Source organism: Streptococcus wuxiensis (assembly GCF_040888245.1).
GTDB classification, from domain to species: domain Bacteria; phylum Bacillota; class Bacilli; order Lactobacillales; family Streptococcaceae; genus Streptococcus; species Streptococcus wuxiensis.
The window spans coordinates 120,741-147,736 of sequence record NZ_JBFNFE010000004.1; the positions used below are offsets into that span (position 1 = coordinate 120,741).

At 40.5% G+C, this 26,996-nt stretch carries 21 protein-coding genes and 2 pseudogenes; 2 read left to right on the forward strand and 21 right to left on the reverse strand.

Annotated elements, in window-relative coordinates; translation table 11 throughout:
• Window positions 1–239: 239 nt before the first annotated feature.
• From AB2B47_RS06145 to miaA, 9 genes are all read right to left on the reverse strand, one after another.
• Window positions 240–7,367 (reverse strand): SIALI-17 repeat-containing surface protein, encoded by a 7,128-nt coding sequence (locus tag AB2B47_RS06145; RefSeq protein WP_320693869.1) that lies wholly within the window; start codon window positions 7,365–7,367, stop codon window positions 240–242.
• Window positions 7,368–7,664: 297 nt separating this feature from the next.
• Window positions 7,665–9,413, reverse strand: a complete 1,749-nt coding sequence (locus tag AB2B47_RS06150) for a glycoside hydrolase family 13 protein (RefSeq protein WP_320693893.1) — start codon at window positions 9,411–9,413, stop codon at window positions 7,665–7,667.
• A 237-nt stretch (window positions 9,414–9,650) separates the two neighbouring features.
• On the reverse strand, window positions 9,651–9,845 hold the full coding sequence (locus AB2B47_RS06155; RefSeq protein WP_006148098.1) for a helix-turn-helix transcriptional regulator: 195 nt from the start codon (window positions 9,843–9,845) through the stop codon (window positions 9,651–9,653).
• A 6-nt stretch (window positions 9,846–9,851) separates the two neighbouring features.
• Window positions 9,852–10,181 carry a hypothetical protein gene (locus AB2B47_RS06160; RefSeq protein WP_320693870.1) on the reverse strand — a complete coding sequence of 110 codons (330 nt, stop codon included), beginning with the start codon at window positions 10,179–10,181 and terminating at the stop codon, window positions 9,852–9,854.
• A gap of 398 nt (window positions 10,182–10,579) precedes the next feature.
• On the reverse strand, window positions 10,580–11,335 hold the full coding sequence (locus AB2B47_RS06165; RefSeq protein WP_320693871.1) for an SDR family NAD(P)-dependent oxidoreductase: 756 nt from the start codon (window positions 11,333–11,335) through the stop codon (window positions 10,580–10,582).
• A gap of 20 nt (window positions 11,336–11,355) precedes the next feature.
• On the reverse strand, window positions 11,356–12,285 hold the full coding sequence (gene rnz / locus AB2B47_RS06170; RefSeq protein WP_320693872.1) for a ribonuclease Z: 930 nt from the start codon (window positions 12,283–12,285) through the stop codon (window positions 11,356–11,358).
• Window positions 12,286–12,299: 14 nt separating this feature from the next.
• Window positions 12,300–12,923: a cystathionine beta-lyase gene (locus AB2B47_RS06175; RefSeq protein WP_320693873.1), complete on the reverse strand. Its 624-nt coding sequence runs from the start codon at window positions 12,921–12,923 to the stop codon at window positions 12,300–12,302.
• On the reverse strand, window positions 12,916–14,154 hold the full coding sequence (hflX, locus tag AB2B47_RS06180) for a GTPase HflX (RefSeq protein WP_320693874.1): 1,239 nt from the start codon (window positions 14,152–14,154) through the stop codon (window positions 12,916–12,918). The genes AB2B47_RS06175 and hflX overlap by 8 nt, the downstream gene beginning before the upstream one ends.
• Window positions 14,147–15,031 carry a tRNA (adenosine(37)-N6)-dimethylallyltransferase MiaA gene (gene miaA / locus AB2B47_RS06185; protein WP_320693875.1) on the reverse strand — a complete coding sequence of 295 codons (885 nt, stop codon included), beginning with the start codon at window positions 15,029–15,031 and terminating at the stop codon, window positions 14,147–14,149. The genes hflX and miaA overlap by 8 nt, the downstream gene beginning before the upstream one ends.
• A gap of 122 nt (window positions 15,032–15,153) precedes the next feature.
• Between miaA and AB2B47_RS06190 the strand changes: the two genes are divergently transcribed.
• Window positions 15,154–15,324, forward strand: coding sequence for a DUF3042 family protein (locus tag AB2B47_RS06190; protein WP_001051780.1), 171 nt, complete (start codon window positions 15,154–15,156; stop codon window positions 15,322–15,324).
• A 200-nt stretch (window positions 15,325–15,524) separates the two neighbouring features.
• Here AB2B47_RS06190 and AB2B47_RS06195 read toward each other — a convergent pair whose 3' ends face one another.
• From AB2B47_RS06195 to AB2B47_RS06225, 6 genes and pseudogenes are all read right to left on the reverse strand, one after another.
• A complete protein-coding gene (locus tag AB2B47_RS06195; RefSeq protein ID WP_006148085.1) occupies window positions 15,525–16,364 on the reverse strand; it encodes a thymidylate synthase in 840 nt (279 codons plus the stop codon).
• A gap of 101 nt (window positions 16,365–16,465) precedes the next feature.
• Entirely contained in the window at window positions 16,466–17,425 is a 960-nt protein-coding gene (locus AB2B47_RS06200) for an ROK family glucokinase (RefSeq protein WP_006151472.1), read from the reverse strand.
• Window positions 17,426–17,559: 134 nt separating this feature from the next.
• Entirely contained in the window at window positions 17,560–18,621 is a 1,062-nt protein-coding gene (locus tag AB2B47_RS06205; RefSeq protein ID WP_463260677.1) for a hypothetical protein, read from the reverse strand.
• Window positions 18,515–18,985 carry an excalibur calcium-binding domain-containing protein gene (locus AB2B47_RS06215; RefSeq protein ID WP_368037996.1) on the reverse strand — a complete coding sequence of 157 codons (471 nt, stop codon included), beginning with the start codon at window positions 18,983–18,985 and terminating at the stop codon, window positions 18,515–18,517. Before AB2B47_RS06215 ends, AB2B47_RS06205 begins: the two co-directional genes overlap by 107 nt.
• 92 nt (window positions 18,986–19,077) lie before the next feature.
• Window positions 19,078–19,419: pseudogene (locus AB2B47_RS06220) on the reverse strand (aminotransferase class IV); the annotation flags it as partial.
• A gap of 29 nt (window positions 19,420–19,448) precedes the next feature.
• A pseudogene (locus tag AB2B47_RS06225) lies at window positions 19,449–20,672 on the reverse strand (Ltp family lipoprotein); the annotation flags it as partial.
• Window positions 20,673–21,054: 382 nt separating this feature from the next.
• On the opposite strand from AB2B47_RS06225, the gene AB2B47_RS06230 reads away from it, so the two are divergent.
• A complete protein-coding gene (locus AB2B47_RS06230) occupies window positions 21,055–21,576 on the forward strand; it encodes a hypothetical protein (RefSeq protein WP_320693877.1) in 522 nt (173 codons plus the stop codon).
• Here the strand turns inward: AB2B47_RS06230 and AB2B47_RS06235 are convergent.
• From AB2B47_RS06235 to mecA, 6 genes are all read right to left on the reverse strand, one after another.
• A complete protein-coding gene (locus AB2B47_RS06235; protein ID WP_320693878.1) occupies window positions 21,543–21,806 on the reverse strand; it encodes a hypothetical protein in 264 nt (87 codons plus the stop codon). The genes AB2B47_RS06230 and AB2B47_RS06235 overlap by 34 nt on opposite strands.
• Window positions 21,807–21,912: 106 nt before the next feature.
• Window positions 21,913–23,625: an aminodeoxychorismate synthase component I gene (gene pabB, locus AB2B47_RS06240; protein ID WP_320693879.1), complete on the reverse strand. Its 1,713-nt coding sequence runs from the start codon at window positions 23,623–23,625 to the stop codon at window positions 21,913–21,915.
• A 72-nt stretch (window positions 23,626–23,697) separates the two neighbouring features.
• A complete protein-coding gene (gene msrB, locus AB2B47_RS06245; protein ID WP_006152142.1) occupies window positions 23,698–24,813 on the reverse strand; it encodes a peptide-methionine (R)-S-oxide reductase MsrB in 1,116 nt (371 codons plus the stop codon).
• A 9-nt stretch (window positions 24,814–24,822) separates the two neighbouring features.
• Entirely contained in the window at window positions 24,823–25,383 is a 561-nt protein-coding gene (locus AB2B47_RS06250) for a TlpA family protein disulfide reductase (protein ID WP_036757216.1), read from the reverse strand.
• A gap of 167 nt (window positions 25,384–25,550) precedes the next feature.
• A complete protein-coding gene (locus AB2B47_RS06255) occupies window positions 25,551–26,114 on the reverse strand; it encodes a TIGR01440 family protein (RefSeq protein ID WP_006151960.1) in 564 nt (187 codons plus the stop codon).
• A 144-nt stretch (window positions 26,115–26,258) separates the two neighbouring features.
• Window positions 26,259–26,996 (reverse strand): adaptor protein MecA, encoded by a 738-nt coding sequence (gene mecA / locus AB2B47_RS06260; protein WP_036757233.1) that lies wholly within the window; start codon window positions 26,994–26,996, stop codon window positions 26,259–26,261.

The window sequence follows — 26,996 nt, forward strand, 5'->3', positions numbered from 1 at the left end:
CTTACTATTTTACCATTTTTATGAAAATAAAAAAGCCACAAAGGGCTTTCTTATTTGTTTTTTGTTATTTGAAAACTCAATTATCAAGTTTAGCATCTTTGTTAAGGATTTTTTTCTACCAAGAAACATAAAAAAGCGGACAAGATCTAGTTCTGTTTCTTGAAACTAGTTTGTCCACTTTTTATAGTTGAGATTGTTTTCTTGTCCAATCTCTATAATCTAAATACTGTCAGATTATTTTATTCTTCGTCTTTCTTCTTTCCCATTGCAAAGAGCCCAAGAAGCGCTCCCATAACACCTGCTGTTGCAAGGGTTGCATTTTCCTTAGTACCTGTTTCAGGGAGAATATGTTGACGACTCGCAGGCGCCTGGTAAGTCTTGTCTTGTGACATAGCGAGGGCTACAAGAGATTGATTATCTTTGTACTCCGGTACTTCATTGACCGCTGCTTCGGCTGCGTTCACGCCACCAGTATATTCTGGAACTTCGTTCACCGCTGCAAAGACTGCATTGGCACCACCTTTGTACTCTGGCACATCGTTAACCGCTGCTTCGACCGCATTCACGCCACCAGTATATTCTGGTACTTCGTTCACCGCTGCAAAGACTGCATTGGCACCACCTTTGTACTCTGGCACATCGTTAACCGCTGCTTCGACCGCATTCACGCCACCAGTATATTCTGGTACTTCGTTCACCGCTGCAAAGACTGCATTGGCACCACCTTTGTACTCTGGCACATCGTTAACCGCTGCTTCGACCGCATTCACGCCACCAGTATATTCTGGTACTTCGTTCACCGCTGCAAAGACTGCATTGGCACCACCTTTGTATTCTGGCACATCGTTAACCGCTGCCTCGACTGCATTCACACCACCAGTGTATTCTGGAACTTCGTGAACTGCTGGTTCGACTACATTCGCTCCTAAAGTATGTTCTGGTACTTCGTGAACTGCTGCTTCAACTCCATTCACGCCACCTGTGAACTCTGGAACTTCATGTACTGCTGGTTCTTCTCCATTCACGCCTCCAGTGTATTCTGGAATTTCGTGAACTGCTGCCTCTTCTCCATTCACACCACCTGTGAACTCTGGAACTTCGTGTACAGCTGGTTCTGTCTTGGCGCTTTCAGCATCTGCCTTAGTCAATTGAATGCGGTATTCCTTAATATGTTTACCACTTTCTGAAACAAGATGAATCAAGACTGGAAGTTTATCATCACCACTATCAACAATAGTTGCTGCTACGTTTTCGCCAGCTTCAACTGTTACTTGAGGACGATTTCCACTGTAGGTCACTTGGTAATCCACACGATCTTCAGAGAAGTTAGCAATCTCTTTACCATCCACAAGAAGTTTTGCAGCTGTACTATCCTTAGGTTCCTCACTTGGAGCAATGAAGGCCATTTCTGTAATAGCTACACCCTTAGTATCAGCTTTTCTATCCATGCGCCATCTCATAGCCTTAGCTTTAACTGGGGCAAAGGTTACATGGATATCAGTACCTGCTTGAATCTCTTGATCCGCACGGTATTCAACTTTCTCCCAGTTAGAAGGAGTGTTGAATGGATGTTCTGGATCGTATGGTTGGTAATTAGAGTAGTATTCTGGTGAGTCAAATTCTGGTCCCACATAGCGCTCTAAGACTAGTTTAGAAGGTGCATCTGTACCACCATCTGAGAAGAATCGAATACTTCCTTCAGCGACTGTACGTTCAACAATCTTACCAGCTTCTCTAAAGATAACCCCTACTGAAACTTCTGGATTATCAGATGGAGTTGGAGACCAGTTGGTCCAACGACGGGTTTCATCATCTGAACCATCGTTAACATAGTCCACACGGTCATGAGAGTTTGGATCAATATCATTGGTTGCAGAAGCAAATGAACGGTTGCTATCGTCATCGAAGTCTGGGTTGTCTGATAGGTTTTCACCGAGTTTATCAGTCACACGTACTGCTACTTCAGCAGTTAAATCAGTACCTAAAACGCGACCACGAACTGTAAATTCACCTGAATTCGCTAGATTTTCAGTCGGAACTTCATCCCATTCAACTGCCAAGTCTTTGACTTCATAGCCATCTTTACCTGTGAAGTAAACAGCGACTTTCGCAGGTAACTCAAGAGTATGGCCCTTAGCAACCAAGCGTGATGATTTCACAGCAACAACAGGTTTACTTGCTAGCAAGTCTTTATCATTTGTAAAGTGGAGAAGGTATTCACCTAGAATATCTCCGTTTTCAGCCTTAACGACAACACGAACTGGATCCCCTTCACGAACGCTTGGAATCACTGTAGCAATACCATTATCTGATACACTTGCTGTTACAGTTGGTGCTTGGTCTTCTTTAGCTTCTAGATAATAGTCAGTCAAGCCAGGGTTAAAGTTTGGCAAATCTTTTCCATCTACTTGGATTTGAGCTTGAGCTTTCTTAGCTGCAGCTACTTGTTTAGAGAAGATTTGAATTTCTGTAATGGAAGTACCCCATTTACCATCTGGTCTAACCATACGGATACGAACCGCATAGGTATTGACTTTATCAAAGCTAAAGTGAGTCATTTCTCCAGCTCTCACTTGATCTGGAGCTTTAAGATTTGTCACTTGTTTCCAGTTATTGTCATCGTTAAAGACGTGGTCTTCACTAGCTACAAAGCTTGGGTTCTTAGGAACTGTTGGAACATCTTTTCCTACATAGTATTCGATGACATAAGACTTAGGTGCACCAACACCGTGATCTTCGTGGAAGGCAACATTGAGATTGTCAACTGAACGTTTAGACATGATTCCAGAGTCACCAAATAGGATTCCCACCGATGCTTCACTTGTACGTTTCCAGTTTGTCCAGCGGTTTGCCGGTTGATCATTAAATGAGATTAGTTTGTCATTGACATTTGCTACTGAGTCACTTGGATTTGAGTCTGATGCAAAGGCAAGTGGTAACTCTGAACCTGTCCACTGGTCAGAAATATTGGCACCAGTTTCTGTCTGAGCAGATACACGAACATGAAGTTTTGTTGGTAACTGAGTACCTTCCACATGTCCTGTCACTGTAAAGCTACCTTCGTGTGCATACTGGCTTGGATCAATAGCATCCCAAGTCACTTTAGATGAAGATACTTGTCCATTTGAATGGTAAGTACGGACGCTCTCTGGTAATTGAGGAGCTTCTGAAACTGGAGTTGTTGTAGTCACTTCTTCGACTGCAATGATACCTTCTACAGAAACTTTAGCATGAGCTTCGTTTTCAATTCCTTCTACTTTACCAAGAATATCAAAGCTATGGTATTTAGCAAGGTCTTCCTTAGCAACTGCTTGCCAAGTTACCTTGTGAACTTTTGGAAATCCTTTATCGTACTCTACCGTTACTGTATCAGGTAGACTTGGTTCTTGGTTCAAACCTGTCACGACACTTACTGGACGAATGGCCTGGACAACTTTATTTTCAGTATTTGCCTGAATGTTCAAGTCAATCTGACCTTCAGCTCCTTCAAATTGAGCTTTCAAAGTTACTTGACCAGGTTTATGCAATTCAAGCATACCTTTACGAACAGCTACGTCTCCCTCACCTGATGTTGAGAAGGTTACCTTGTCAGCTTTTAATACGGCCTGAGTTCCATCTTGATAATGAGCCAAGACTTTGATACCAACTGTTTGGTCTTCTTTCAGTGCGTCTGCATTTTCAACTTCTAGGCTTAAACGTTCAATCTGAGGAGCTTCTTGTAAGAATTGGATAGCATAAGTCTGAAGTGCTCCACCATCATTTGGTTGAACATAAATACTAGCACGCATACCATTTGCTTCGTTAGCTTGAATAACAGTAACTTGCGCATTTTCAGCTAAAGCTTTGACTTCAGGCAAAGTAGCTCCATAAGCAAGTTTATGGTATAGAACCGGTTGGTCAGTTGAGAGCCCTTCTACAGGCTGGTCTGCAACAGTTACAGTCGGTACTACTGGTGAAGCCGCTTGACCTTCGGCAACTACGAATGTAGCAGCGATTTCATCATCACCTGAAATTCCTTTAGCTTGGATACGAGAGCCTGGGATAGTTAATTTAGCTTGATCTTCAGCTGCAACTTCCCACCTATCAACGTCATAGCTTCCTAGAGTACCATCTGACAATACATAGCTAACAGATGGATCAACCGTACTCAGATCTGTACTTGGTGCAATTCTCTTAACTACAGGTAATTCTGCTTCGAGCGCCAAGACTTCAACACGTGCTTCTACATCTCTTCCTTCTGCCACACCTTTAACAGTAAAAATACCAGGTTGGTTGACATCAACTGCGGACCATTCTACTGGAAGTTTTGCACGGCTGCCATCACTGTAGATAAATCCTACTTTTGAAGGCATTTTCGCTGCTTGACCGATTACTGTACGAACTTTAGGAACCTCTGTACCTAAAACAGTTTTTTCCTCTTGGTCTTTCTTACCTGTGAAGATAGTTGTTTGACCAGATTTCAAGAAATCAGAGTGGGCAGTCAAGGTGAATTTACCTGCTTGCTCAGTTGATTTGACAATCACAACACCCTTACCATTAAAGGCTTTGCGAATCCATGAACCATCTGCTTGTTCTTTATAACGTTCACGGCTGGCTTGTTCCCCGTTATCCACACCGACAATCTGACCTTGTCCATGCAACTGGAAGCGAACAAGATTATTGGCTGTAGGAACTACGTTACCTTTACTGTCAACAATTTCGTAATAGATATAAGTGAGGTCTTTTCCGTCAGCTGCGATAGCATTTTCTTCTTTGACCAAACGAACCCCTGCAGGTTCTCCAGCAGTCACAATCTTATCACGAGCAACGATATTACCAGCTTCGTCACGAGCTACTGCTTCTAAAGTACCAGCTTCAAAAGCAACCTTCCATTCAAGGTAAAGTTCATTCGGTTTAGCACCCTCTTGGTAAGTACGTCCATCACTTGTTTGTTTTTTAGTAAATGTCTTCTTGCCTAGAGTATTACCATTCAAGAATAGTTCTACACTTGCTGCATTAGAATAGGCACGGACTGGAATATTACCGTCTGCATCCGCTACATTCTCTTTTAGGGTAGGATTTTCCCAGTTCCAGTGAGGAAGCAAGTGAACCATTGGTTTCTTCTCAGCAGGAACCCATTGGCTTTGATACAAGAAGTAGTCATGTTTTGGAATACCAGCTGTATCTACGATACCAAAGTACGAGCTTTTAACCGGTGTGTGGTTTTGGTTGTGCCATGGAGTCGGTTCACCGATATAGTCCGTACCTGTCCAGATGAACTGACCTGCGTAACCTGCATTGTCACGGTCAAAAGTCCAAGATGCTGTAGCTGTTTTACCCCAACCAACACGGTCATTACCGTAGTCTGATTGCTCGTAATGACGGTAAGCCTGATTGCTGTGGACCAATTCACGTTCTGGACGGAAATAACTTCCACGTGTACGAGTAGCTGAAGAAGTTTCAGAACCGTAAATCAACCAGTTTGGATGTTTCGCACGAAGTTTCTTGTAGTTGTCTTCTGAGTAGTTAAAACCAACGGCATCAAGTTCATTGGCAATCTTTTCATGGTCACCACTACCATCACCAAAACGGAACTTATCTGCTCCCATAGTGACATAGCGTGTCTTATCAACAGCCTTAATAACTTGAACCAAACGTTTAACAGTTGCTAGAGAACGAGGTTTCCCATCTGCTTCACCGATTTCATTACCGATAGACCACATAACAATAGCAGGGTTGTTCTTTCCTCGTTCAACCATGGTACGAAGGTCAAAATCAGACCATTTTTCACCTTTCTTAGCGTCTGGGTGAGTAGCATCTTTGTCAAAGAAGCGACCGTAGTCATACTGTTTCTTACCACCATACCAAGTATCGAAGGCTTCTTCTTGGACCAACAAACCAAGCTCAGCAGCAATCTGCAAAGTCTGCTCACTAGCTGGGTTGTGAGTTGTACGGATAGAGTTCACACCCATATCCTTCATTTGTTTCAGACGACGGTATTCTGCTTTATAGTTTTCTTCAGCTCCAAGAGCTCCATGGTCATGGTGAAGAGAAACCCCATGGAATTTAATGCGTTCACCATTCAAAGAGAAGCCTTCATTTGGTGTCCAGTTGTAGTAACGGTAACCAAACAAGTCCTTCTTAGCATCGACCAATTGACCATCACGATAAACACGTGTCACCAATTCGTAAAGGGCAGGCTTGTCGCTATTAACTGTCCAAAGTTTTGGTTTATCAACTTGTAAAATAGCATTCAAGCTAGCTGATTGATGAGCTTTCAAGACTTGACTAGCGGTACGAACTAGATCAGTTACAGCTTGACCATTACGTTCAATGATTTGATACTCAGCAAGAATTTCATGATCTTTATCATCAGTATTGACAATCTTACTGGTTACATGAGTATCAACCTTACCATTTTGTTGTTTTTCAAGGTCTGGAGTTAAGATAGTTGTTCCATTTTTCTCAGTATGGACCTTATCTGTGACTTGAAGAGTAACATCACGGTAAATCCCGCTTCCTGAGTACCAACGGCTACTTGGTTGTTTGTTGATGGCATGCACTGCTACGACATTCTCGCGACCGTCTTTATGGAGATAGTCAGTGATGTCATACGAGAATTGGTTGTAACCATTTGGATAGTGACCAACTAGCTGACCATTTACATAAACTTGAGAATCCATGTAAACACCATCAAACGTGATGCGTACATTCTTATTGAGGTCTTCTTCATCAAGTTTAAAGGTCTTACGATACCAAGCATCACCACCATTGAGTTGCCCACCTTCATTTTGGGCAGGTGAGTCATGGTCAAAGTCATTGTAGATACTCCAATCATGAGGAAGATCTAATTTCTTCCAACTAGAAACATCGGCATCTGGCTTGACCGCATCTTTAGCATTGGCATTGAGCTTGAAATGCCAGTTTTGGTTGAATTCTACTTTTCTATCCTCAATCAACTGTTTTACCTCATCATTAGTTGCAGGTTTGAGCTCTGGTTTTTCTGTTTGAGCAGATTGATCCTGAGTCACAGCTGGAGCTTGCTTTTCTACATCAGAGGTTTCTTTTTTCTCAGGAGTAGTCTCAGTAGTTGAGGCTTCCACTTTTTTCTCTACTTCATGCTTAGTTTCTACTGCTTCACTGTTAACAGTTTCTGTTGTTACAGGTTGTTCAGAAGCTTTTGAATCTACAGCCTCCTCTGTAGGAGTTTCTTTCTCCACTTTTTCTGTAGCAACAGCGACTGGAGTTTCATCCGCAGATACAGAATTTACACCTGCTAGATTTGCTCCAAATAAAACAGAGCAAGTCCCAATAAGTACCGAGCATGTTCCGACCGTAAATTTACGGATGCTATAGATACTTTTGCGATTCCAATAATCTTTTCCCATAGGGTTCTCCTTGTTAAGTAACCGCTTCCATTTTCGTTGAAAGCGCTATACTTTTTTTGTAATGATTACTTCTATTTTATAAAATAATATAGGAAACTTCAATACTATGACTGTAAAAATCATACTTTTGATTGTTTTTTCTATATTTTGTAGAAAACTATAAAAATCTGAATGTACATTTAGTGAAATTTACCAAAAAACTGTCCTACTAGAGGACAGCTTCTTGTTTTTTTATGCATCTAAAGTCACATAATCCCTTCATTTTTTGTAACTAGATACTTGTTGCAGGTGATTGCTTTATTTCGAAACAGTAATGACAAATCCATCTGGTAAGATGACTTGCTGACCATCTTCAAACTGGCAATGGCTCGCTAAGTCAACTGAATCTCTGTCTAAAGTATATTTCTCAGAAGACTGATTAAAGATGGCCTGAACTTCTTTCCCTTGGTAGTTCCATCTCAAGGCAATAACATCTGGTTCCACTTCTTCCAAGCGATAATTTCCATGCTGAATAATGCTTGCAACTTCCTTACGGACCTTGATTAATTTCTTCATGAAATTCAGCATGTCATTGTCTTCAGAAACACGGTCCCAAGGCATGACACGACGGCAATCAGGGTCTGGTCCACCTATTAATGCAAGCTCTGTTCCGTAATAGATACAAGGGGTCCCTTTTTGAAGATAGAGGAAAGTTAGGGCAGCCTTGACATGCTGGATATTTCCTTTGGCAGTTGTAAGGATACGCTCTGTATCATGAGAATCTAAAAGGTTAAACATCACCTCTGAGATTTGTTGCTTGTAGTACATAGACTGGCTGTTGATTTCTGAAATAAACTGCTCTGTCTTTTTACGCTGACGCAAGAAATAATCCTTGATACTTTCAGAGAGTGGATAGTTCATAACCGCATGGAACTCATCCCCTTGTAGCCAAGGCTGAGACGTATGCCAGATTTCACCTAAAATATACAAATCAGGCTTTTTAGCTAGAACTGCCTTTCTGAAATCTCTCCAGAACTGATGGTCAATTTCATTGGCAACGTCCAAGCGCCAAGCATCAATATCAAAATTTTCAATCCAGTAGGTCGCAACACTTAAAAGATAGTCCCTAACCTCCGGATTAGCTGTATTCAACTTAGGCATATAGCTAGCAAAGGCAAAGGTATGATAAGGGAGTTCTCTTGGGCTCTTAAGTTTATCCTCTGTAATTGGGAATTCTTGAATATGGAACCAATCTTTATAAGGTGACTTTTCTCCATTCTTTAGAACATCCTGCCATTGGGCAGACTGGTAGCCGATATGATTGAAAACAGCATCTAGCATAATCTTGATGCCCCGTTTGTGGGCTTCCTCGACTAGATTACGAAAGACTTCCTTGTCTCCAAAGTGATGGTCAATTCCAAAATAATCCGTCGTATCATACTTGTGATTGGTCGTTGCTTCAAAAATTGGACATAGGTAAAGTCCAGTGATTCCCAAATCTTTAAGATAGTCTAAATGGTCAATAATCCCTTGTAAATCTCCACCAAAAAAATCATCCATGTTAGGTGCAATAACAGCATCCCACTCTCGAGCTCCATCTGGAGTCAAATTAGGATTTCCATTAGCAAATCGTTCTGGGAAAATTTGATACCAAACGGTATTTGAAACCCAGCTAGGAACCTGACATCCGTCGATTTCGTGAATGTATGGAAGTTTAAAGCCGTTTCCATCAGCATCCAAGTTTTCTTGAGTATGTTCTACGCAACCCTTATCACCGTAAAAAACACCTTGACCTTCTTTATCAAGGAGCTCAAAGAGATATTGAATCCGTGCAAAATCAACAGAGACCGTAACCTGCCAATAATCAAATAAAGCATCCGAGGTTACTTTAGTCATTTCTTTCTTGGCTTCATACTTATCCTCAATGAAAATAAAGGGATCTCCATAGTGTAAGATAACCTTCTGGACATCATTTTTCTTGGTTCTGATTCGGATATGTAGCTGACCTTCTTTGTAAAGATAAGCATACTCTGATTCTGGTCTATGATAAATGGCTGTTAATTCCATCATTTGTCTCCTAAAATTAATAAAACGCAAACGTTTCATAACTAACAGAACTAGTATACTATTTTAAGATTCGATTTGCAATTTTTATACCAGTTTTACGATAGATAGATAGATATATAGATGGACAAGGTAAAATTGAGTAGACTCTTTAAGAGCTTTAAAAAGAGAGTTTCCATGAACCGGAAAACTCTCCATCATTACGAATCAGATGATTAGAATAAATGCTATCTGATATCTTTAATCTTCTAAAATGAAAATTTCTTCAACATGTAGTCGTAGCAGCCTTGCAATTTTCATTGCTAGTTCAAGTGTAGGATTGTACTTGTCATTCTCGATAGCAATAATGGTTTGTCGACTAACGCCTAATATTTTTGCCATATCTTCCTGACGTAGTCCCTCAGATTTTCTTAACTGTTTGATATTATTTTTCATACAGCATTAGTCTTTCTGAAAAAAATAAACGCCAACAGCCAATACTACGATAAGGATAACAACCATCAAAATCACTCCTTGAACAAGTTTATTTGGTTCTTTATACTCTTCATCACCAGCAATCATATTACGTTTCATTGCGGTTTGAGCAAATCCTTGCACACTTACAGATAAGATCAAAATTAAGCAAGGAAGCATTTCAAGTTTGCCACCACCAACAAGTGCTTGATAGATATTAAATCCTGTCCATGCACATAAACCCAAAAGCGCTGTTTTATAGCCCCACTCCTCAGAACGCAACTGAATATCTCTGTCCATTTCATCCATCTTTTTCATGGCTTTGTTCCTCCAAATTTTTGTAATAATGTCAAGAGCTCTTTACATTTCTTATTATACTCTAAATCGATAAAATGTCAAGATGTTTTAACATTTTTACTTTTTTTTATTTTCTTCATCTATTCTAAGAATATTCCTAACTCCAATTTACAGTCTAATCAATCTGACAAAGGGCAAGTTCTTTTAATCCTATTTTATCTTGACTTCATAAGCTTCGGCTATAGATATACTTTCAGTTATGTTAGACTCGAAGTTTATCCTCTCTTTTCTGCTTTCTTATCTCTATTTATACCTTAAATGGGCTTAATCGTTATAAACTGCCTGTTTATCATGTGGTATTTTTCTACAATTTAGCAACCGAAAAAAATAAAAAGCCATTCCTCAAGGGAACAGCCTTTTCACTTATAATTAAAAGTTTCTCCTGCCAACTTATCTGCTAACTTGGGAAAGAAGGTATAAAATTTATGAGCTAAATTTAGCAAGGCTGGGAGATTGAGCTCGCGTTTGTTTTTGCCTATAGTCTTAACAATTTTTTTAGCTACTGCATCTGGCTCGAGTAGGAAGCGATCGACCGATTTGAGGTAGGTCCCATCTGGGTCTGCCTGGTCAAAAAATCCTGTACGGATAGGTCCTGGATTAACAGTTGTCACATAGACACCATAGGGCATGAGCTCAAGTCGAAGAGCATTTGAAAAACCGATAGCCGCAAACTTGGTCGCAGAGTATAGACTAGACTTGCAAGTCGCAATCAATCCTGCCATGCTGACGATATTGATGATATGGCCTTTTCGAGTCTCCTTCATACGAGAAGCAACCAAACGTGATAGATTCATGAGAGCAAAGGTGTTAACCTCAAACATTTGATGAATGTCTTGATTAGAAATCTTGTCAAAATCTTCAAAAATTCCGTAACCAGCGTTGTTAATTAAAACATCAATCTTGCCATAACGCTGGTAAAGTTCAACAACTAGTTCTTCTAAGGCTTGAGCATCGGTAATATCAATCTCAACCAATTCAGCCTGAGGATGATTTCCGTATAGTTGAACTAGTTTTTCCTTATTTCTACCTAGCAAAATGAGTTGGTCTTGAGGCAAGAGTTTGACCATTTCTTGGGCTAGACCCCCGCTAGCACCTGTAATGAGAATAGTAGACATACTTTTCCTTTCTCAATCTTCTAGATTTCCACTTCTTCCAAGTCTTTGACCACATGGACGTTTTCAAAAACCGTTGCAGCATCTTTCTTAAGCTGGCTGATATCTTTTGAAAGAAAACGGGCGCTGATATGGTTGAGCAAGAGTCGTTTGGCTCCCGCTTCTGTTGCCACCTGCGCAGCCTGCATATTGGTTGAGTGGCCATGATTGCGGGCAATTTTCTCATCACCTTTACCATAAGTGGATTCATGGACAAGGACATCTGCATTGACAGCCAGACGCACGCTGGCATTAGTTTTTCGAGTGTCACCTAAGATAGTGATAATCTTACCAGGGCGTGGGGCTGAGATATAGTCTGCTGCCTTAATCTCGGTGCCGTCTTCTAGGATGACATCCTGCCCGTTTTTGATTTTTCCAAAGAGTGGTCCAAATGGTACACCGGCAGCCTTTAATTTTTCAGCATCCAGAGTGCCTTCTAGATCCTTTTGCATGACACGGTAGCCAACACAGAAAATAGTGTGATCCAACTCTTCCGCATAAACTGTAAATTTATCGGTTTCAAGAATTTTCCCTAGAGAAACTTGGTCGAACTCATGGAAATGAATCTTATAGGGCAGGCGTGAACCTGACACTCGTAGACTTGTCAAGACAAAAGATTTAATGCCTTGGGGACCATAGATTTCCAAATCTGTCTGCTCTTCATTGGCTTGAAAGGCACGACTAGAGAGAAAACCAGGCAATCCAAAGATATGATCTCCATGCAAGTGGGTGATAAAGATTTTGCTGATCTTTCGTGGTCGAATCGTAGTTTCCAGAATGCGATTTTGCGTTCCTTCTCCACAGTCAAAGAGCCAAACTTCGTTAATCTCGTCCAAGAGTTTCAGGGCGAGACTTGAAACGTTGCGGGCTTTAGAGGGCTGACCAGCCCCAGTTCCTAAAAATTGAATATCCATTCGATACTTTCTAATTAATCAATATATAACATAGCAGTTCTATTTTCCGAGCGATAATAAAACTTGCCAGAAAACGCTCTAGCTTCTTGTAGTAAATCCTCTTGGCTGTAGCCTTTAAGTCGCTTGCTTCCATCTGCCAAGGTTTCCAAATCTGTCAAAGCTGTGAGATTTTCCACGTTAACAACTTCCTCTTCTCCAATCGCCTTCATGTAAATCTTCCCAGACTCCACAAAAACTAGCTGATGAGGAAAAATTTGCGCTATCTCAAAGAGTAATTCATCCGTAATTGCTTCCTCGTTCTCTGAGAAAATGCGACCTAGTCCTTCTTTCTCGTAGCAAAATCCAAAGGATTTACCAGATAGATTGAGGCGAATAAAGGGCTTGCTTTCCAAAGCGAAACTTGGCTCAGCATTATAGAGGTTCAGTTCTTGGCTGACTTCTGAAAAATAATCCGTCGCAGCTTCAGGACTTTTTTTCTGGTAGAGCTCGGCAAAGTAGGCATTCACTACGCTGGGTGGAGGTGTAATGAGAGCTAGTTGCTCCTCTTCAGATCTACCAGCTAAAAATTGGTCCAGATAGACCTTGTCTAGACTTGTATAGCCACCATATTTGAGAGCTAACGTTTTGATATCAGTCATAAAATTCTTCTAATCTCCATTTATTTTTCTCAGAAATGTAACCTGTAATGACTTCGCCATCATCTTGGTAATCACGTTCTTCCAGAACCGCTACACTTTCTAAATCATGAATTTTGTAAGATTTAGAAAAAGGCACGCGCAGAGTAAAGGGTTCAAAAATTTCCTTAATCTTATCTAGCAATAAAGCCTGCAGCTGTTCGCGACTATCCTTAGATTTAGCAGAAATCAATGCATAAGGCGTTTGAGTAGGTGTGAAATCCTCCACCAAATCTGCTTTATTATAAAGGGTTAAGCGAGGAATATCCTCCATTTCCAAATCTTTCATGATGGAGAGGACCGTTTTTTCATGTTCCTCATGGTAAGGATTGCTAGCATCGATGACATGGACCAGGAGATCTACATGCTTGCTTTCTTCCAAGGTTGATTTAAAACTAGACACCAACTCTGTCGGTAGGTCTTGGATAAATCCAACGGTATCTGTCAAGGTTACCTGTAGATTGCCCCCCAGATGGATGCTTTTAGTTGTCGCATCTAGAGTTGCAAAAAGCTCATCCGCTTCATACTGGGTCTTGCTGGTCAAAGTATTCATAATAGTTGACTTCCCAGCATTGGTGTAACCAATCAAACCAATCTTAAAGGTACTTGACTCCAAACGTTTTTCTCGAACTGTCGCTCGGTTTTTCTCAACCACCTTGAGTTGACGTTCGATATCTGTAATCTGGTTGCGAACACTACGACGGTTAAGCTCCAGCTGACTTTCACCTGGACCACGGGAACCAATTCCCCCTGCCTGACGGCTGAGCATAATCCCCTGACCAACCAAACGAGGCAAGAGATACTTGAGTTGTGCAAGATGAACTTGTAGCTTACCTTCATGGCTTCGAGCTCTCATAGCAAAGATATCTAAAATCAACTGCATACGGTCAATGACCTTGACACCGAGAACTTCCTCTAGGTTAATATTTTGCCGTGGTGTCAGACGGTTATTGACGATGACAGTCGTGATTTCTTCTGCGTCCACCATTTGAGCAATTTCTTCCAACTTACCAGAACCAACAAATGTCTTAGAATCGTATTTTTCACGCTTCTGTCTGTAGCTATCAACTACAACAGCTCCAGCTGTCTTAGCCAGACTAGCCAGCTCTTCCATGGAGAGGTCAAAATTATCCATGCCCTGGAGTTCAACACCAATGAGCAGGACTCGCTCCTCTTTTTTCTCCGTTTCAATCATTTAAAAACTCCTCAATCTGGCTTAAAATACGGTCTTTTACACCAGATTCTCCTATCTGATAAAAGGTCACCTGCATGCGATTACGGAACCAGGTTAGCTGGCGCTTGGCAAATCGACGAGTCGCCTGCTTGAGACTATCGCTAGCCTCCTTCAAACTCTGCTCTCCTCGAAAATAGGGAAAGAGTTCCTTGTAGCCAATCCCTTTAGCAGCCTGCACATCTGGATAATGGTCAAACAACCACTTGGCTTCGTCTAGAAGTCCAGCTTCAAACATCAGGTCCACTCTGTGATTGATACGCTCATAAAGCTGACTACGCTCATCATCCAAGCAAATAATCAGCGGATCATATAAACTTTCTTGATTTTCCAAGTCTCGACCAAAATGAGCAATTTCCAAGGCACGCATAGCACGACGACGATTAAATTGGGGAATTTCAAGACCTGCTTTCTCTACGAGATGAACTAACTCCTCATCTGAAACAGGTTCTAAGCTAGCTCGGTAGGCTAAAATATCCTCGTGTGGTGTCTCTCCACCTAGATGATATCCCTCTAGTAGACTCTGAATATAAAGGCCTGTTCCACCAGCGATAATAGCAAGTTTACCACGATTTTGAATATCCTCAATGGCCATCTTGGCTTCAGAAACAAAATCAAAAGCCGAGTAAGACTCGGTTACATCTCTCACATCAATCAAATGATGAGGGACAGTTGCCTGCTCCTCCGGACTAGCCTTTGCTGTTCCAATATCCAGTCCTCGGTATACTTGTTGGCTATCCCCACTGACTACTTCACCATTGAATCGCTGAGCAACTTCAATGGCTAGGGCAGTCTTTCCAACAGCTGTTGGGCCAACAATCACAATTATTTTGCTTTTCATCGTTTTTCCTTGAAAAATTCCCATTTTTTCGTTACTATTATTATATCACAAAAAGCACAGTCAGAAAAATGCTATATCTTAAGCTTTTTCCGTCTGATTTATAAATAAAAGGAGGAAGACTCATGGCTAAAGGATTTGCTAAAGGTCTCGTAACAGGTGTTGCAGGAACTGTTGCTGCTGTTGCAGGTGCAGTATACGCATTCAAAAAGAAAGTGATTGAACCAGAAGAACAAAAAGCAGCTTTCATCGAAGAAAATCGTAAAAAAGCAGCTCGCCGTCGCGTATCACGCTAATTAAAAAAAAGAAGTTGGAATTTCCAACTTCTTTTTTTTCTATTCTTTTATACTCAATGAAAATCAAAGAGCAAACGCGGAAGCTAGCCGTAGGTTGCTCAAAGCACTGCTTTGAGGTTGTAGATATGACTGACGAAGTCAGTTACATATATCTACGGTAAGGCGACGCTGACGTGGTTCGAAGAGATTTTCGAAGAATATTAAATAGCTAGGTCAAACTTCAACTGCGGTTTCACTGGATCATAGTCAACCAACTCAAAATCCTCTGCTTTAATATCAAAGAAGTTGGTCTTGTCTGGTACATTCAAGACCAAACGTGGTTGGCAATTTGAAGGTTCACGACGGAGCAATTCCTGAGCTTGTTCAAATTGATTGTCATAGATATGAAGGTTATTGATAAAGTAGAAGAATTTCCCAACTTTCCAACCAAAGTGTTTGGCAATCATCATTTGAAGAGCCACATACTGCATGGCATTGATATGGTGGGCCACCAGCATATCATTAGAACGCTGGGTCAAGGTTGCATCCAGATAGATGTCCCCATCTACACGACGGACATCAAACATGGTCTGGAAGGCACATGGAAGAAGGCCGTCTGTTTCCTCAAAAGCTTGGTAATCCCAGAGAGAGATGATATTGCGACGGTTCCAAGGATTAGCTTCTAACTGTTTGAGAATCTTGTTAATGATGTCGTGCTTTTTAACCACAGCCCCATAACGCTCACCGATTGTCCCTGTATCTCCAACTTCCCAATCATTCCAGTAGTGAACATTGTACTTGTCATTGAGAACTTCTAGGCTATTTGTCTGGTCTTGGTAGATCCAAAGAACTTCTTTGATAGCTGATTTGATAGCAATTGGACGTAGGGTTGTGATGGGAAATTCACCCTTGGACAAATCATACTCCGCAAAAGCACCTGTAATGTACTTGGAGTTAGCTACTGTTCCATCCTTATACTTGGGACGAGCTTGTTCTGAAAAGACACCTTCATTGAGAATTCGCTCAATATTTTCTTTAAAAATCTTATCTGCTTTTGTCATTTACTCTCTCCTCAACGTTTATTCTTAACTAGTATAGCATAAAAAAAGAAAGGAGGAAAATCACTCGCTCCAAGATAGTGATTTTCTCCTTATTTTGTTTCTTATTGCAAGACAAGAGATGCTGCTCCGATAACTCCAGCGTCATTACCTAGAGTTGCAAGAGCCAATTTAGTTGTTGTACGAACTTGTGGGAAGGTATTTTCATCATAAACCTTTTGCACGCCTTGAAGAAGGAAGTCTCCTGCAGCTGATACACCACCACCGATAACGATTGTTGATGGGTTTAGGATGGAACCAATGTTGGCACATGCAATACCCAAGTAACGTGAGAAGTTACGGTAAACGATCAAAGCAAGGTCGTCCCCTTCTTTTGCCAAGTCAAAGACAGTTTTAGCTGTTACTTCTTCTCCGTCATCAATCAAGCGTTTCAACTCTGCATCGCCTTCGTATTCATCTGCATAACGACGAGTCAAGTTGACAATCCCTGTAGCTGAAGCTACTGTCTCAAGACAACCTTTTTTACCACACGTACATGCGATTGGTTGGTCAAAGTCAACTGTGATATGTCCAAGTTCACCTGCAGCACCTGCAACACCGTGGAGCAATTTCCCTTCTGCCACGATACCGCCACCAACACCTGTACCCAGAGTCATAAAGACAACGTCTGGTTGGTTTTCACCAGCACCCATCCAACGCTCACCAAGAGCAGCTACGTTGGCGTCATTGTCGATAAAGAATGGAATACCCAAGGCTTTTTCCATTTTCTCTTTGATCGGTTGAAGAGTTTTCCAGTTGAGGTTGTAGGCACCGATAACAGTTCCTTTTTCACGGTCAACCACACCAGGTGAACCCATACCAATCCCTTGGAAATCCGTAGCTGACAATCCAAGCAAGTTCAAACGATGTTGAATTGATTCAATCATATCGTCTACGATATGGCTTCCTTCATCCAAAATGTTAGTCTTAATAGACCATTTTTCTTGGATTTCTCCTTCTTGAGTTAAAATTGCAAACTTGACAGAAGTTCCACCAAGGTCAATCCCAATAATCTTTTGACTCATCTTTTTCTCCTTTATATTTTCAATCTTTTTTAAATACCTACAGGAATAGTATATCAAAAACCCTTTGACTAGGCAAAGGGTTTCATGATTTTCTATGATATTTTATTTTTTAGGATTATATATTCAAAATCATCCTAATTAGTGGTTGGCTGAGTTGTGGTAGTTTGTGTTGTTGGTTCAGTTGTAGTAGATTGTGTTGCTGGTTCAGTTGTGGTAGTTTGTGTTGTGATAGATTGTGTTGTAGTTTGCTTATCATCCTTCTGTTTTTGCCAACTACCATCGACACCAACAAAGTATCGACCGCCATCGACCCATTCATTCTTGGCCATTTTACCATCTGACTTGAGATAGTAATTACCTTGCCAGCTGTTTTTAGCATAGGAGCCATCGGACTTAAGATAATACCAAGCTTGATAAGCTCTGTCATAAACCCATTCGTTCTTAGCCATTTTACCATCTGACTTAAGGTAGTAATTACCTTGCCAGCTGTTTTTTGCGTAGGATCCATCTGATTTAAGGTAATACCAACCTCGGTAGGTGCTATCATAAAGCCATTCGCTTTTAGCCATTTTACCGTCTGATTTAAGATAATAGTTGCCTTGCCAGCTGTTTCTAGCATAGGATCCATCTGATTTAAGGTAATACCAACCTCGGTAGGTGCTATCATAAAGCCATTCGCTTTTAGCCATTTTACCGTCTGATTTAAGATAATAGTTGCCTTGCCAGCTGTTTCTAGCATAGGATCCATCTGATTTAAGGTAATACCAACCTTGGTAGGTGCTATCATAAAGCCATTCGCTTTTAGCCATTTTACCGTCTGATTTAAGATAATAGTTGCCTTGCCAGCTGTTTTTAGCATAGGATCCATCTGATTTAATAGGATCCATCTGATTTAAGGTAATACCAACCTCGGTAGGTGCTATCATAAAGCCATTCGCTTTTAGCCATTTTACCGTCTGATTTAAGATAATAGTTGCCTTGCCAGCTGTTTTTAGCATAGGATCCATCTGATTTAAGGTAATACCAAGCTCGGTAGGTGCTATCATATAGCCATTCGCTTTTAGCCATTTTACCGTCTGATTTAAGCTACTAGTTGCCTTGCCAGCTGTTTTTAGCATAGGATCCATCTGATTTAAAATAATACCAGCCTTGGTAAGCTCCATCATAAATCCACTCATTCTTAGCCATTTTGCCATCTGACTTAAGATAGTAATTACCATTCCAACTATTTTTTACATAAGAACCATCTGCTTTTAGATAGTACCAATACCCATCTTTATTTATCCAACCACTAGTTGTTTGCCTTGCTTGAGAATTTGATTGGCGCGGTTTAAATACGCCGCGAGGAGCTTTTGAACGTTCACAAGCAACCCCGTCACCATCTTTGTCTAGTCTATAAGAATATCCAGGTTCTCCTCTATGAATATCGGAGTAGCCATTTCGCCAGGCTTCCGTACAACTAGAAAAATGTATGTTTTCTTCAGCATTAACGGGTTGAACGAGCATAACTAAAATTGGAAGACTTAGCAAGCTAGCTTTAAAAAGACCTTTGTTTCTCATCATATCCTCCTAAAAATGAAATCGTTTTACTTTTATTCTATCAAACTTTATTCTACAATTCAAACAATTAATCATAATTAATATACAGAGTTTTAAAAATCTATTTTCAATTCATACAAGCCCCTAACTGCATTACAGCCATAGACAGTTTCTGCTTGCTTCAAATCTTCTATGGTTAAGATTTTTTCTTCCACTTGCCCATTTTCAAGCAAGTGTTGACGATAAATCCCTGGTAAAATGCCAAGTGTACTAGGTGGGGTATAGATCTTGCTATTCATTTTTAAGACCAGATTCCCAATAGAGGTTTCAAGCAATTTTCCATCAGCAGTGTGATAGATAATTTCCTGCTCTCCCACTGTCAAATGTGGTCGGTATGTCGTCTTAAAGTAGGTAAAGGACTGCTTCAAATCAGCTTCTTGCTGACAAAGTTTGGCATGAAAAAGTTACATCTAATAATCAATAACTATTTATCCCCTAGTTTTTGAATGGCATAGTTTGCTTCTTCTTTTGTAAATTTTCCAATCCAAGGAGAAGTTAGCCTGTTATAAATTTCTGTTTTTGATAAATTACTGTATTTTCGGTATTCTCTTGCTTTAACTAAGGCATTTGCTTTGTAATCTGCGTTCAAGTGATCAATGGCATACTGTGCTGCTGAGCTTGAAAAACCATGTGTAACTTGTGATGTTAACTGTTCATAAAGAGCTTTTTTTGACATATGTAAAGCCGAATTATAGCTTTTCGCTTTAGTTAAAGCAGCATTGTACTGATTCCCGACTGCTGGTTTTGGTTGCCATACACCATTGTATCCCACATAGTAACGGCCACCATCTACCCATTTATCCCTAGCCATTTTACCATCTGATTCAACATAGTAACGGCCACCATCTACCCATTCATTCTTGGCCATCTTACCATCTGATTTATAATAATAGTATCCTACCCATTTATTGCGGGCAGGGCTTCCTTCTGGTGTTAAATCTAGTTTTTGAATGGCATAGTTTGCTTCTTCTTTTGTAAATTTTCCAATACGAGGAGAAGTTAGCCTCTCATAAATTTCTTTCTTTGATAAATTGCTGTATTTTCGGTATTCTCTTGCTTTAACTAAGGCATTTGCTTTGTAATCCGCATTCAAGTGATCAATGGCATACTGTGCTGCTGAGCTTGAAAAACCATGAGTAACTTGTGATGTTAACTGTTCATAAAGAGCTTTTTTTGACATATGTAAAGCCGAATTATAGCTTTTCGCTTTAGTTAAAGCAGCATTGTTTTGATTCCCGACTGCTGGTTTTGGTTGCCGGACACCATTGTTTCCCACATAGTAACGGCTACCATCTACCCATTTATCCCTAGCCATTTTACCATCTGATTCAACAGAGTAACGGCCACCATCTACCCATTTATCCCTAGCCTTTTTACCATCTGATTCAACATAGGAACGGCCACCATCTACCCATTTATCCCTAGCCTTTTTACCATCTGATTCAACATAGGAACGGCCACCATCTACCCATTCATTCTTGGCCATCTTACCGTCTGATTTTAGATAGTAATTTCCTATCCATTTATTACGGGCAGAACTTCCTTCAGCTGTCAAATAGTAATAAGAACCAGAATTTTTATCATAGATCCAATCGCTTTTTGCCCTCTTACCATCTGATTTAAGATAGTAATTCCCTACCCAAGCATTTCGGACAGCGTTTCCCGAAGCATTTAGGTAGAAATAAGAATTAGCTTTTTTATCAAAAATCCACTTATTAGTGACTTTAACACCATTTTCATAGTACGAAGACCCTACCCAGCCAGATTGGACTGTAGACTTTGGCTTATCCTGTTTAGGTGTCGTATTTTTTTGTTTATCAGATTGCTTTGGTGCAGTACCTTTGGATTTCTCTGATTGCTTTGGAGTGCTAGATTTAGGCTTCTCTGTTTGTTTTGGAGTGCTAGTTTTTGGCTTATCTGATTGTTTTGGAGCGCTAGATTCAGGCTTCTCTGTTTGCTTTGGAGCGCTAGATTGAGGCTTCTCTGTTTGTTTTGGAGCGCTAGATTTAGGCTTCTCTGTTTGTTTTGGAGTGCTAGTTTTTGGCTTTTCTGATTGTTTTGGAGCGCTAGATTTAGGCTTCTCTGACTGTTTTGGAGCGTTAGATTTAGGCTTCTCTGTTTGTTTTGGAGTGCTAGTTTTTGGCTTATCTGATTGTTTTGGAGCGCTAGATTTAGGCTTCTCTGACTGTTTTGGAGCGTTAGATTTAGGCTTCTCTGTTTGTTTTGGAGTGCTAGTTTTTGGCTTATCTGATTGTTTTGGAGCGCTAGATTTAGGCTTCTCTGACTGTTTTGGAGCGTTAGATTTAGGCTTCTCTGTTTGTTTTGGAGTGCTAGTTTTTGGCTTATCTGATTGTTTTGGAGCGCTAGATTTAGGCTTCTCTGACTGTTTTGGAGCGTTAGATTTAGGCTTCTCTGTTTGTTTTGGAGCGCTAGATTTAGGTTTTTCTGATTGTTTTGGAGCACTATCCTTAGGCTTCTCTGATTGTTTTGGAGCACTCTCTTTAGGCTTCTCTGATTGTTATGGAGCACTATCTTTAGGCTTCTCTGATTGATTTGGAGCACTATCTTTAGGCTTCTCTGATTGATTTGGAGCACTATCTTTAGGCTTCTCTGATTGCTTAGGTAAATTATTTTCTTTTACGTTACCATTCTTAGGCGTACTCTTTTCTTGAGCAGAAACTTGCTGTATTGAAAAAGGGGACATACCTGCTGTATCTGTAAGCAAAGCAAGTCCAAGTGTTGCTGTCGCTATGCTTGTTACTATATATTTTTTTGATTTCATCTTAAACTATCCCTATTTTTAAATTTAATGACGCCTACATTATATCAAATGCTTAACTTTATTTCAATTTCAATATTTAATGTTCACAAATAATATTTAATAGCCATTATATTTTTAACTCATACAAGCCCCTAACCGCATTGCAGGCATAAATAACTTCTGCTTGTTTCAAATCTGATAAAGTTAAGACCTTCTCTTCTACCTGCCCGCTTTCAAGTAAATGCTGGCGATAAATCCCTGGTAAAATGCCAAGACTACTAGGTGGGGTATAGAGCTTGCTATTCATTTTTAAGACCAGATTCCCAATAGAGGTTTCAAGCAATTTTCCATCAGCAGTGTGATAGATGATTTCCTGCTCTCCCACTGTCAAATGCGGTCGGTGTGTTGTCTTAAAGTAGGTAAAGGCCTGCTCCAAATCAGCTTCTTGTAGACAAAGCTTGGCCTGACAAAAACTAGAGCTAAGTGGTGTCAATACTTGTCGTTCAATTTCAATCTCTCCAGACTTGCTGAGACTGATTCGCAAACGGTAGTCTTGATGAAGGTCAAAAGCCTGGCACTCCTTCTCTAACTTTTGTCTTAAAACTTCTTGGTCAAATGGAAATGCAAAATAACGACTAGCCTTTTTCAATCTTTCTAGATGTTGCTTTTCAAAGAGCAATTTTTTCTGGCTGATTTTCCCTGTCGTAATCAGCTGAAAACGAGGTTGTTTTCGGTAAAGAACCGCTGCTTTTTGCTGGACTTCACGGTATTCTGACTCCCAAGTACTATCCCAAGTGATGCCACCTCCGACACCATAGATGGCTTGCCCTCCATGCAGTTGAATAGTTCGAATAGCCACATTGAAAATCCGTCGTCCATTGGGCAGTAAGAGACCAACAGTCCCACAGTAAACTCCTCTAGCTTGTGGTTCCAAGTTCTTGATAATTTCCATGGTCGCTATCTTGGGAGCCCCTGTGATGGAGCCACATGGAAAGAGCGAACGAAAGATTTCAACTAGATCAACATCTGGTCGTAACTGACTCTTGATAGTTGAAGTCATCTGCCAAACTGTAGAATACTGCTCAACTTGGCATAAACGCTCCACATGCTCACTACCAACCTCAGAAATACGATTCATGTCATTTCGCAAGAGGTCCACTATCATCATGTTTTCTGAACGATTTTTGGGATCCTGTTCCAACCAAGCCGCCTCTTTCAAGTCGTCATCGTTATTCAAACCACGTTTAGTTGTGCCCTTCATAGGACGAGTCGTCAATTCACGATCATTTTGTTCAAAAAAGAGTTCTGGACTCATGGAAATCACTGCCATATCATCATGCTCCACGTAGGCATTATAGCCCGCTTCCTGCTCCACCACCATACGATTGTAGATAGCAAAAGGATTAGCACTTAAATTCTGCTTGAGTTGGACAGTATAATTGACCTGATAAGTATCGCCTTGTCGTAAATGATGGTGAATTTGGGCAATAGCCTTTTTATAGTCCTCAGCAGATGTTACTTCCTGCCAGTTTGATGGCAAATCCACCTCCTCATAAGTCAGAGGAATGTTAGAGGTTTCAACACTGTTATGAACAGTGAAGTAAAGCAAATACTCCCCCAGTAAGGGAGCCTTGTGAACTGCTAATTTTTCCTCAAAAGCAGGTGCGGCCTCATAACTAACATAACCAACTATATAATAGCCCTGCTCTTGGTAGCTTTCTACTTGAGCTAGCAAGTCTGCTACTTCTGCTAAATCTCTGGTTTTTAACTCTTTAATTGGCTGGGTAAAGGTGTATCTCTCGCCCAAAGACCTAAAATCAATCACTGTTTTTCTATGCATATCCTAAGTATACCATAAAAGCCAGACCCCAAGCAGGAGATCTGGCTTTTTAACTAATATGGTTGAGAAAACTCACTCAACATAATCTAACAAATAACCATAACCCTTTTCTTCCATTTGATCCTTTGGAATAAAACGGATAGACAGGCTGTTAATACAATAGCGAAGCCCTCCCTTGTCCTGAGGTCCGTCTGTAAAGACATGTCCTAAGTGGGAATCACCAGTTCGGCTTCTGACTTCTGTTCTGACCATATTATAAGACTTGTCTTCCTTGTAGGTCGCAACATCTGGACTGATAGGCTGGGTAAAGCTTGGCCAACCACAGCCCGATTCAAATTTATCTTTTGAAGAAAAGAGAGGTTCTCCAGTTGCCACATCCACATAAATTCCTGCTTCAAACTTATCCCAGTAACGATTTGAAAAGGCGCGTTCTGTTTGACCGTTTTGAGTTACAGCATACTCCTCTGGAGACAGGAGTTTTTTCAATTCATCGTCACTCGGTTTTGGATATTTACTCGCATCAATGACAGGATAGGCTGCTTGATTGACATTGATATGGCAATATCCATTTGGATTTTTCTGGAGATAATCTTGGTGATAGTCCTCAGCTACGATAAAATTTCTTAAGGCTTCCTTTTCAACCGCTATAGGCTGGTCATACTTTTGAGCAACTTGATCAAAGACTTGATTGATGACTTCTAGGTCCTGCTCATCCTTATAGTAAACTCCCGTTCTGTACTGAGTCCCCACATCATTTCCCTGCTTATTCTTACTAATTGGATTGATAATGCGGAAATAATGGAGCAAGATTTCTTTTAGAGAAATTTGATTGGCATCGTAGGTCACATGAACAGTCTCAGCATGTCCTGTTTGGCCGATCAATTCATACTGGGTTGTTTCTCCTCTACCATTCGCATAGCCAGAAACAGCATCTGTCACACCTGTTACTCTTGAAAAATACTCTTCAACTCCCCAGAAACAGCCTCCCGCTAGATAAATATCATGTAAGTCAGCATCTTTATCTGGCTCCGTTTTTTTCTTAGCACCTTGACCTTGGCTAACAGCTGCTTTCTCAATTTGAGAGGTATCGGTGTAGCTAGCGCTTCTTTTTTCCAAAAGAAATAAAATTCCGATGATGATGCAAATGAACACTCCAATTAAGAGTATTGTTTTCAATTTATCATTCATAATAAGCCTCTAATTCATAGTCTTTAAATTCTCTAAAATAGTTTCCTTGTCCATAAAGCCTGGTTGAGTCTTCACCAATTTGCCTTCTTTATCAATAAATGCCTGAGTCGGATAAGAACGAACTCCGTAACTCGCTAAAAGTTGTCCCGAAGGGTCTAGCAATACTGGTAAAGCTTTATAGTCCAAACCCTGATACCATTTTTTAAAGGCTTCTTCTGACTGCTCCCCTTTTTGACCCGGAGAAACGACTGTCAAAACGACAAAGTCATCGCCAGCTTCTTTTGCCAGTTCATCTGTATCAGGCAGACTAGCTAGACAAATAGAGCACCATGAAGCCCAAAATTTGAGATAGACCTTTTTGCCTTTGTAATCTGATAGACGATAAGTTTTTCCATCAACTCCCGTAAGCTCAAAATCTGGAACTTCTTCTCCTTTTTTTGCTACCTGAGAGCTAACTTGCGCTTGTTTGTCTTCATTTTGTTTATCAGCCTCGCTCGTCGTCTGATTGTTACAAGCCGATAGACAGACCAGACTAGCACAGACCAATACAGTTGCTTGCCATTTTTTCATTTCCATCACCTTTCTTATTAGATATATGAATATAGATAACGATTTCATAGCTCTATTATATACCTACCTTTCTAAAAATACTTGGAATCTGCTCGGAAATTAATAGCACTTCTTGATGACAAGAAAACTCCCACCTGCTGAGCAGATGAGAGCTTTCAACTTTTTATCTATATTTTTCTTATAAAATCTTGAGGATATTGTGCACGCGCCCCTCCGATTAGTTTTGGACGACTAGCTAGGGCAGTTACGTGGGCTTGGCCGATTGATTTCAAAACTGGACGTATCGGTACTTGAACATGCTTGATATGCATCCCTATAGCCGTATCTCCAATATCGAGTCCTGCATCTGCCTTGATAAATTCGACCTCAACTGGGTCTTTCATATAGAGAAAGGCCGCCAATTGCCCTGATCCTCCAGCGTTCAGTGTCGGAAGAACACTCACAATTTCGAGATTGTATTTGATTGCAACCTCTCGTTCTACTACCAAGGCCCGATTGACATGTTCACATCCCTGAACTGCTAGATGGATACCTCTTGATGACAAAATTTCTAAGATTTTTTGAACAATTAATTCTCCAATTTCTTGACTAGAGGCTTTCCCGATGTGTCCTCCTATCACCTCACTGGAAGATAAACCCAAAACAAAGAGAGCTCCCTCATGGAGAGAAGCTTTTGCTAATACATCTTCTAGGATTTCCTTTACCTCTTTTTGTAATTGTCCTTGGTCCATACTTTACCTCACTTACTCCTTTCTATGATATCGTTTTTTCATCATTTTAGCAAGCTAGGGACATAGCGCACGTTCTGTTGACTCATCTATTTTTTAACTAAAAAAGACAGAGAATGTCCATCTCTGTCTCATTTATAATTCTATTTATACTTTCTGGAGTCCTTGGACGGCATCGTGATTGATGATGATTTGACCGTATTCTTGGAGAACTGAACGGCTGATATCACTATCATCCGCAAATTCACGCATGCGAGCCAATAACCACGCTGGATAAAGACTTGGATGATCCTCTACATCAACCAAGACTGTTAGATAGTATTGGTCGTTCATTTTGTAAAGTTCTGAAGTCTCCATTTGGTAATCAACTGTTTTCGCAAAAGAAACTAAACTAGTTAAGTCGTCAAAGCGTAGGATGTAGTAGATATAAGGTTCTCTTTTCCCTTCATCTACCTCAGAAATTTCATCAATCGCTGCTTCCTCTTCTTTTTCAACCTGCTCTAGAGATTGGATAGCTTCAATATCTTCTTTAGTTTTCTCTGCCATGGTTTTTTCTAATGTTTTCAAGAACTCATCTGGAGACATTTTTGCTAGTTCATCCATATCTGGAAGGTCTGCCAAGTCCTCAAAATTCAAATTTTGGTCAATCTTAGACTTGGTTACAAAGACGTCGACCTTATCAGGCTTCGGTGTCACTCGGAAGCTAAGCATACCTGTATCCAAGAAACTGTCTGGCATCTCTAACTCATCCAGAATGGCGTAGAAGAACTCTTCTGTTTTTTCTTGTGGAACGAGAAAGTCTGCGATTTCCATTCCACGATCCATCAAATCTTCTAAAGACATAGTGATTTTTAGTGTGGTATCACTGATTTGTTTCATTTTCAT

Excerpts from the sequence above, each read along its gene's own strand:
- AB2B47_RS06145 (WP_320693869.1), bottom strand. The coding sequence starts at position 7,367 with ATGGGAAAAGATTATTGGAATCGCAAAAGTATCTATAGCATCCGTAAA.
- AB2B47_RS06150 (WP_320693893.1), bottom strand. The coding sequence starts at position 9,413 with ATGGAATTAACAGCCATTTATCATAGACCAGAATCAGAGTATGCTTAT.
- AB2B47_RS06155 (WP_006148098.1), bottom strand. The coding sequence starts at position 9,845 with ATGAAAAATAATATCAAACAGTTAAGAAAATCTGAGGGACTACGTCAG.
- AB2B47_RS06160 (WP_320693870.1), bottom strand. The coding sequence starts at position 10,181 with ATGAAAAAGATGGATGAAATGGACAGAGATATTCAGTTGCGTTCTGAG.
- AB2B47_RS06165 (WP_320693871.1), bottom strand. The coding sequence starts at position 11,335 with ATGTCTACTATTCTCATTACAGGTGCTAGCGGGGGTCTAGCCCAAGAA.
- rnz (WP_320693872.1), bottom strand. The coding sequence starts at position 12,285 with ATGGATATTCAATTTTTAGGAACTGGGGCTGGTCAGCCCTCTAAAGCC.
- AB2B47_RS06175 (WP_320693873.1), bottom strand. The coding sequence starts at position 12,923 with ATGACTGATATCAAAACGTTAGCTCTCAAATATGGTGGCTATACAAGT.
- hflX (WP_320693874.1), bottom strand. The coding sequence starts at position 14,154 with ATGATTGAAACGGAGAAAAAAGAGGAGCGAGTCCTGCTCATTGGTGTT.
- miaA (WP_320693875.1), bottom strand. The coding sequence starts at position 15,031 with ATGAAAAGCAAAATAATTGTGATTGTTGGCCCAACAGCTGTTGGAAAG.
- AB2B47_RS06190 (WP_001051780.1), top strand. The coding sequence starts at position 15,154 with ATGGCTAAAGGATTTGCTAAAGGTCTCGTAACAGGTGTTGCAGGAACT.
- AB2B47_RS06195 (WP_006148085.1), bottom strand. The coding sequence starts at position 16,364 with ATGACAAAAGCAGATAAGATTTTTAAAGAAAATATTGAGCGAATTCTC.
- AB2B47_RS06200 (WP_006151472.1), bottom strand. The coding sequence starts at position 17,425 with ATGAGTCAAAAGATTATTGGGATTGACCTTGGTGGAACTTCTGTCAAG.
- AB2B47_RS06205 (WP_463260677.1), bottom strand. The coding sequence starts at position 18,621 with ATGGCAAAATGGCTAAGAATGAGTGGATTTATGATGGAGCTTACCAAG.
- AB2B47_RS06215 (WP_368037996.1), bottom strand. The coding sequence starts at position 18,985 with ATGAGAAACAAAGGTCTTTTTAAAGCTAGCTTGCTAAGTCTTCCAATT.
- AB2B47_RS06235 (WP_320693878.1), bottom strand. The coding sequence starts at position 21,806 with ATGAAATCAAAAAAATATATAGTAACAAGCATAGCGACAGCAACACTT.
- pabB (WP_320693879.1), bottom strand. The coding sequence starts at position 23,625 with ATGCATAGAAAAACAGTGATTGATTTTAGGTCTTTGGGCGAGAGATAC.
- msrB (WP_006152142.1), bottom strand. The coding sequence starts at position 24,813 with ATGAATGATAAATTGAAAACAATACTCTTAATTGGAGTGTTCATTTGC.
- AB2B47_RS06250 (WP_036757216.1), bottom strand. The coding sequence starts at position 25,383 with ATGAAAAAATGGCAAGCAACTGTATTGGTCTGTGCTAGTCTGGTCTGT.
- AB2B47_RS06255 (WP_006151960.1), bottom strand. The coding sequence starts at position 26,114 with ATGGACCAAGGACAATTACAAAAAGAGGTAAAGGAAATCCTAGAAGAT.
- mecA (WP_036757233.1), bottom strand. The coding sequence starts at position 26,996 with ATGAAAATGAAACAAATCAGTGATACCACACTAAAAATCACTATGTCT.